Source organism: Thermodesulfovibrionales bacterium, from assembly GCA_026417875.1.
In the GTDB taxonomy this organism is placed as follows: Bacteria; Nitrospirota; Thermodesulfovibrionia; order Thermodesulfovibrionales; family CALJEL01; genus CALJEL01.
Window position 1 is genome coordinate 1 of the sequence record JAOACK010000072.1, and the last position, 6,866, is coordinate 6,866.

Genomic DNA, 6,866 nt, shown 5'->3' on the forward strand with positions numbered 1-6,866 from the left:
GCGTATCACCAGACTGGAGTTTATCCATGAGGGGCAGTATGTATATCCTGTCTCAGAAGATAGATTGTCACTCTTATTACATAAAAAAAATCTCATATCCGATTATGTATCTGCTATCAAGCAAGAGGAAAAGAGATTTAACCTGGCAGAATTCCTAAAAAGTAGGTCAGTTAAACTTACAAATGAGGTTTTAGAAGACCTATCAGGCAAACGTAAGATAAAGGTTCTGTCCGATGCCTCAAGGATGCAGGAATTCAGACCCATGATAAGAGATGGCTTTGGTATACCCTATATCCCGGGAACTTCAATAAAAGGTGTTATAAGGACAGCATTATTGTATAATGCTCTGAAGTCTTTAAAAGACAGTAACCCGGCTGACTTTAAAAGTATCATTGAAGATAGGATAAAGACTGATATCCACAATAGAGTGGATAAAAGAAAGCTCTTCGAATGGGCTGAAGAAAAATGGCTTGCGGGCTACAGGCTTGATGATAAAAAAGGCTCTCCCAATAGGGACTGGCTAAGGATGCTTCATGTTACAGATGCCTATTGTCCCGCTGAGATCGAAACAGTCCTTATAGAGGTAAACATCCTAAAAAAAGAGCATACATGGACATATAGAACAGAATCCTCTTTAAGTAAAACAGCCATATGGTTAGAGTGCCTTCCTGAGAATACAGTCCTTGAATTTGAAGCCTCATGGGATAAAAGGCTCCTTGAAGAGTTTAAAAGATATAACAGGAGGTTAGACCTTCCAGATAATCTTAATAAGATTTTTGCTCAGCTTAAAAACTGGTCAGAAGATATTTTTGCCTTTGAAAGGAACTTTTCTCGTGGTCATGATTTAGAAAGATGGTATATAAACAATCCATCTACCTTTAGAGTAGGTTTTGGCTCTGGCATGATTTCTACCACTATAGTCATGCTCCTTGAAGAAGATACAAGAAAGACAGTACGTAATTATGCAGGACTTAACAGGGGCAAAGACATAGCCCCTAAATCAAGAAGAGTCTGGATAAAAAATAATATCCCTGTTCCTCTTGGCTGGGCAGTAATTGAGGTGGTAGGCTCGGGCTCTAAGCTCTGAAGAATAGGAGGTCGAAAAGGAAAAAGTAAGAGCATGAATACTGTATTTGAAGATTACATAATGATCTGTAATTCTACAGGCGTGCAGACTGTGAATCTCCTGCCGGTCCTTCAGTTTGGCTCAAAAAAGGTGGTCATAATCTCAACACCTTTCACAGAAGCACAAGGGCTGACAGCCCGTCTTGTTGATGTGTTAAATAAAAAAGGTATTGAATCTGAAATACTAAAAATTACAGTAGAGGAAGAAAAAAATTTCAAAAGCCTTTCTTCAAAACTGATTAACTATACAGAGAATTTACCAAAGGTTGTCTGGAACGTATCAGGAGGGCAGAAGATCCCTTCTGCTACAATGCTTTATGTTTTTCAGAAGAGGATAGAAGAAAAATTCAAAAACGATATAGCCCTCTATGTAGAAGCAAATCCTCCAGAAATATGGTACTTTGATGCTAGTAATAGTCGTTACTGGCTTAGGACCTCTGCTCCTCTTTCTCTCGATGAACTTTTATATCTTTTCAATTACGAAACCTTGAAGGACGAAGAAAGGCTTTATCCCGATCCTTCAAGGGAGGTCAGAAATAAGATAGAGATAGGCCGCAAAGCCCTGAAATATTTTAAAGAAAACGACATATTCCGTGAAGCCTTTTTCAATTATATGAAGGCTCCAGAACCATCCTTAAAAACAAAAGATGAATTAAAAGAGTATATAAGAAAATCACTCAATGAATTAAAGCCTGAACTGCATGAAGTGCACGTAACTAAGCAAGGCTATGAAGACTTAGAAAGAAAAATTAAGATTATCTTTTCATCCCTTCACCAGGTTAAAACACCTAAAGATTTATATCAACTCATCGAACCCTTAAATTTAATTCTTAAGCCTAAAGAGATATACGAAGACTACTGGAACAGCATAAAGAGGGCTGTCATTGATAAGGTTATAAAAAGAATTGAATTTGATGAAATCAAACTTGTAAGCAAAAAATTAAATGATAAGGAAAAGAATATATTAATATCACAGATTAGAGATCTGGGAGGTCAAATTGATATTCATGATGGTCCACTTTATAAAAATGATGTTAAAGCCTTCTCAGCATTCAGAAGTAATGGCATTCTTTTTGAATGGATGGTAGCTGCATCCATTATTGATGAAATAATGGCCAATCCCAAACTAAGAAACTTTATATCAGAAGTATACCACGGTGTAAAAACAAAAAGACTAAACTCCTCTCATAAGCATGATGCTGAACATGATATTGTAATAGTTACAAGTTTTGGTACCCTGATTATTATAGAGCTTAAAACCTATGAATTCTCAGGTGATCTGGCTCAGGCACAGGAGGCCCTTGCTTACAAAAAGAGCGGACCTTACGGACAGGCAATAATCATCGGTCCACTTCTTACATCCATGGTTAGAGTCGATCAAAATGGGATCAAAGAATTTCCCCATTATATAAATGGACCTTTAGTATCTCAGGAAGATACCGCAAGACAGAATAATATTAAATATTACTATCTTGACCAGATTCCGAAAATGCTAAAGGAAAAATTATTTATACAAGAGGAGTAAAAATGGAGATAGTTATTGATGTAAACACACTCTACAAAAATACCTCTTCAGAAGATACGGCCAAAATTTCTCAACTTAAAGACTACCTCCAGAAAGCCCTGGAGCTTGCCGGTGAAGGAAATGACGTAATCCTCACAGGTGCAGGTCCCATATGGCTTTATCTTAAGATAGCCCATGCCCTTCATGGTAGGGCAAGGAAGTTAATATACCGGAGTCCTGTCACAGGGGATGTGGTGATCTTCGACCATACACCTTAGCAACATGCAGATACCCTATCAGAAATTCACCTTTACACTTGAAGCCATAGAAGAGCTCAACCTGCCTTACTACAAGGGCTCTACCTTCAGAGGTGGATTTGGTAATGTCTTCAGACATCTTGTCTGCATCCTTAAGAGGCAGGACTGCACAGATTGTATGCTTAAGGCGAGATGCATCTATGCCTATGTATTTGAAACACCTTCCACTGAAGGTGCTGAAATAATGAACATGCACAGGTATGAAAGAGTACCCCATCCATTTGTGTTAGAGCCGCCTGAAGGCAATTCAGGACTCAAAACCCGAAGCCCAGAAAATATACCACCTGGAAGCCGCATTGACTTTAAATTAATCCTGATCGGCAGGGCTACAGACTATCTACCCTACTTTATTTATACCTTTGTTGAGCTCGGCAATACTGGCATAGGAAGAGGACGGGGTAAGTACAGACTTCTAGAAGTAAAAAATGGTCAGCACACTGTATATTCAGCTCAAAGTAAGACCATCTTCCAGACAGAAAAGGATAAAATAGAAATCCCTGAAGAATTCAAGCCCTCAGGAAAGAGCACAAACCTTTCTTTAGAATTCATAACACCTCTCAGAATGAAATATAATAGAGACCTTGTTGTAAAACCCGAGTTTCACATCCTAATAAGAAACATCCTCAGGCGACTGAGCCTGATTTATTATTTTCACTGCGGTAATCAGAAACCTCAGTTAGACTACAGGGCCATAATTAAGTATGCTGAAGAAGTAACCATAAAAAGTTCTGAACTCAGATGGTTTGACTGGGAAAGATATTCCTCCAGGCAGGATAGCCGCATGAAACTCGGAGGCCTTGTAGGCAGCATAACCTATGAAGGAGATATAGAGCCATTCCTTCCATTTATTAAAGCAGGTGAAATACTCCATGCTGGCAAAAACACGAGCTTTGGCCTCGGTAAGTACAGGTTGAAAACAGCTTATTAAAAATATTTCAGAAATATTTCTTTTCTGTGCATTGCCCTTTCTCATCCATTAAACTAAAATCATGAAGCGAGACCTCTACATAATTGCCTATGACATTACAGATGAACAAAGGCTTAACAGAGTAAGATATTTTCTTAAAGCCTACAGCACAGGCGGACAGAAGTCTGTATATGAATGTTTTCTTACAGAAGGTGAATTGAGATTTGTAATAAGCAATCTTAAAAGAATGATATTTGAATCATCAGACAGAGTCCATATCTTCAGACTTGATGGTAGGAGCAGAACTCACACACTTGGAATAGCGGTTCAACCCAGAGACCCCAGTTATTTTTATATAGGATAAAGAGAGGGCATCAGAGTAGAAAAATAATTTTCTTTAAATAAATGCTTGTGCTCTGGCTCTGGTGAAGATTTATGGGTACACTTTATATAGACAGAAAAGACATCCACATCAAACTTGATGGCAATGCTCTTGCCTTCTACTTTAATGGTAGAAAGGAAGGGATTGTTCCCATAGCACCCCTTAAGAGAGTAATAATTGTGGGGAACAAGGTTGTTGACACAGCAGTCTTCAGAAAACTGGCAGATGAGAAGATAAGTGTACTCTTTCTTTCTGGCAGAAGCATGAGATTCTGCGGAATACTTCACGGACGGCTCCACAACAACGGACTACTTAGGCTTAAACAGTATGAAAAGGCAATTAACAGAGATTTCTGTCTTCATACAGCAAAAGCCATTATTGAACGTAAGGTTAAAACTCAGATAGATTTTTTGAAAAATTTAATTACAGAAGAATCAAGAAGCATAGAATTCATTCCAGCAATAGATAGCCTCGAAAAGGTCATGAAGTCCATCAGTGAAGCACCTTCTATTGATTCTCTAAGAGGCTTTGAGGGAGGTGCTCAGGCAGTATATTTTTCAGCCTACTGCAAGCTCTTTCACCAATCACTTAACTTTAAAGGTAGAAACAGAAGACCACCCCTTGACCCTGTAAATGCTATGCTTTCTCTTGTTTATACCATGCTCCATTATGAAGCAGTAAGGGAAATAGAGATAACAGGCTTTGACCCCACAATAGGTTTCTATCATCACTTTGAATATGGAAGGGAATCCCTTGCATGCGACATAATTGAAATCTTCCGACCACTTGCCGATAAATTTGTATATGAGATTTTTAAAAATAAATATTTTACAGCAGAAGATTTTTCACATGAAGAAAGGCAGGCAGGCTGTTACTTAAAAAAGGATAGCAGAAAAAAGTTTTATCCAGCCTATGAAGAGTGGGCCTCAACCATCAGACCTCAATTAACCGAAGAGGTAAGAGTCCTTGCAAGGAGCATTTTGGATGGAAAGGAGCCTTTATATTAATGACAACCTTAAGGGCCTTACAGTGCTCAGGGATGGACCATCTGTCTGGATCAAAGACAGGTTCACGGCAGGTAGGCGCATTCCTGCAAGGTTAATTTCAAGAGTAGTGATTATAGGAAATGTAAGAATTGATGCTCAAGCAATTACACTCTTTGCCGAAAACAATATACCTGTTATATTCATGCAGAGAAACGGACAGGAGGTGGCAGTTACAATACCCTATAACCATAAACTTGCCGCTCATTACGAGGAACAGAAGATCTTACTACAATCAGATAAGAACATAGAAAAATACACAAACTGGGCAAAGACAAAACGCATGACAATACAGCTCAAGGTACTTAACAGGCTTTTTAAAAACCGTGCATTCAGATTTTACAACGAAATCGGAGAGGGCAATTATCAATTGATAATCAACAGGCTCAAACCATCAGAGGAAAAATGGAATGTTCTTAATGAGATTATTACAAACATCCTGAGGGGTTTAATTATAGAGAGGCTCATAAAGGCAGACCTTGATCCCCATACAGGGGTAATTCACAGAAGACATAATTTTGGCTTGGCCCTGGATATCTGTTACATAATGGGAGCAGAAATTGATATTCAGGCTCTGCAATTCTTCCGTTCAGGGACTGAAAATTTTTTAGTAAAAAAGTCTTCAGGCTGGGAGGTCAATAGCCAGGGAATGCAGAATATACTTCACAGATTTGAAAACAGGAGAGATGTTCTTACCCGCACTGTTGAAGAAATCATAGATGAAATCTTTGAATTAATCAGGGAGTTAAGAACATGAAGAGCCCCTATCTTGTATGCTATGACATAAGTGATGATAGAAGACTCCAGCGCGTATTCAATTACATGAAGGCAAGGGGCATTCATCTTCAATATTCAGTATTTTACTGTGAACTCACCTGGCAAGACCTCCAGAACCTTAAGAATGACCTCTCAGCACTCATAGACCCTGGTAGAGACGACGTAAGAATCTATCCCCTTCAGAAAGACTCTCTTATAGCAGTACTTGGATGTGGAGACAGGATACCAGAAGGAGTAGAGCTTATTTTGGGTACTTGACTTTTCTGATAAATTATGATGTAATTTATTTAACTTTCTGGCTCTTTGACAACGCCTGGGTCGCAGGGGCATTATTAGATAATCTAAAGTTACAGCTTTAGAAAATTTCGGTTTCACTTTTGCAAATGGAAAAAATGAGAATCAGCTCTCATAACACATTGAAAACAAATAGAAAAAAGGGGTGGGGGCTGTAGGAAAGAAGACCTCATTTAAAAGGGATTGCGACTGCATCAAAAATTTCATCAATGAATGCAAGCTCTGTAGGAAAGAAGACCTCATTTAAAAGGGATTGCGACCGAGTAAATACTCGAGAGTGTCTAGAATCTCTTTTAATTGTAGGAAAGAAGACCTCATTTAAAAGGGATTGCGACACAGTTCTCTAAAAAAGTCTTGGAGCAAGAAAAACTTCAAGGTAGGAAAGAAGACCTCATTTAAAAGGGATTGCGACTGTAGACCTTTATTATGTCTACATCGCTTACGCTCTCGAGTAGTAGGAAAGAAGACCTCATTTAAAAGGGATTGCGACAGTGGCCTACGGCCAGAGCAGTAGAGC

8 protein-coding genes and 1 CRISPR repeat array are annotated in these 6,866 nt (G+C 38.7%); all 8 genes read left to right on the plus strand.

Going from position 1 to position 6,866, the window contains the following annotated elements; genetic code table 11:
- Positions 1 to 1,087 (plus strand): type III-A CRISPR-associated RAMP protein Csm5 (csm5, locus tag N2257_09850; GenBank protein ID MCX7794685.1); only part of this gene is annotated, 1,087 nt, incomplete at its 5' end.
- Positions 1,088 to 1,120: 33 nt separating this feature from the next.
- Positions 1,121 to 2,650 carry a hypothetical protein gene (locus N2257_09855; protein MCX7794686.1) on the plus strand — a complete coding sequence of 510 codons (1,530 nt, stop codon included), beginning with the start codon at positions 1,121 to 1,123 and terminating at the stop codon, positions 2,648 to 2,650.
- Positions 2,651 to 2,652: 2 nt separating this feature from the next.
- Positions 2,653 to 2,907 carry a CRISPR-associated protein Csx3 gene (locus N2257_09860; protein MCX7794687.1) on the plus strand — a complete coding sequence of 85 codons (255 nt, stop codon included), beginning with the start codon at positions 2,653 to 2,655 and terminating at the stop codon, positions 2,905 to 2,907.
- Between the two features lie 4 nt (positions 2,908 to 2,911).
- Complete coding sequence (gene cas6, locus N2257_09865) at positions 2,912 to 3,874, plus strand: CRISPR system precrRNA processing endoribonuclease RAMP protein Cas6 (GenBank protein MCX7794688.1); 963 nt, start codon at positions 2,912 to 2,914, stop codon at positions 3,872 to 3,874.
- Between the two features lie 61 nt (positions 3,875 to 3,935).
- Positions 3,936 to 4,217, plus strand: coding sequence for a CRISPR-associated endonuclease Cas2 (gene cas2, locus N2257_09870; GenBank protein MCX7794689.1), 282 nt, complete (start codon positions 3,936 to 3,938; stop codon positions 4,215 to 4,217).
- Positions 4,218 to 4,288: 71 nt separating this feature from the next.
- Positions 4,289 to 5,242: a CRISPR-associated endonuclease Cas1 gene (gene cas1, locus N2257_09875; protein ID MCX7794690.1), complete on the plus strand. Its 954-nt coding sequence runs from the start codon at positions 4,289 to 4,291 to the stop codon at positions 5,240 to 5,242.
- On the plus strand, positions 5,220 to 6,035 hold the full coding sequence (locus tag N2257_09880; GenBank protein MCX7794691.1) for a CRISPR-associated endonuclease Cas1: 816 nt from the start codon (positions 5,220 to 5,222) through the stop codon (positions 6,033 to 6,035). The genes cas1 and N2257_09880 overlap by 23 nt, the downstream gene beginning before the upstream one ends.
- On the plus strand, positions 6,032 to 6,313 hold the full coding sequence (cas2, locus tag N2257_09885) for a CRISPR-associated endonuclease Cas2 (GenBank protein ID MCX7794692.1): 282 nt from the start codon (positions 6,032 to 6,034) through the stop codon (positions 6,311 to 6,313). Before N2257_09880 ends, cas2 (N2257_09885) begins: the two co-directional genes overlap by 4 nt.
- A gap of 190 nt (positions 6,314 to 6,503) precedes the next feature.
- A CRISPR array of direct repeats spans positions 6,504 to 6,839; the repeat unit is 36 nt; unit sequence GTAGGAAAGAAGACCTCATTTAAAAGGGATTGCGAC.
- Positions 6,840 to 6,866 lie beyond the last annotated feature (27 nt).

Coding starts and splice junctions, on each gene's coding strand:
- N2257_09855 (MCX7794686.1), top strand. CDS start 1,121: ATGAATACTGTATTTGAAGATTACATAATGATCTGTAATTCTACAGGC.
- N2257_09860 (MCX7794687.1), top strand. CDS start 2,653: ATGGAGATAGTTATTGATGTAAACACACTCTACAAAAATACCTCTTCA.
- cas6 (MCX7794688.1), top strand. CDS start 2,912: ATGCAGATACCCTATCAGAAATTCACCTTTACACTTGAAGCCATAGAA.
- cas2 (MCX7794689.1), top strand. CDS start 3,936: ATGAAGCGAGACCTCTACATAATTGCCTATGACATTACAGATGAACAA.
- cas1 (MCX7794690.1), top strand. CDS start 4,289: ATGGGTACACTTTATATAGACAGAAAAGACATCCACATCAAACTTGAT.
- N2257_09880 (MCX7794691.1), top strand. CDS start 5,220: ATGGAAAGGAGCCTTTATATTAATGACAACCTTAAGGGCCTTACAGTG.
- cas2 (MCX7794692.1), top strand. CDS start 6,032: ATGAAGAGCCCCTATCTTGTATGCTATGACATAAGTGATGATAGAAGA.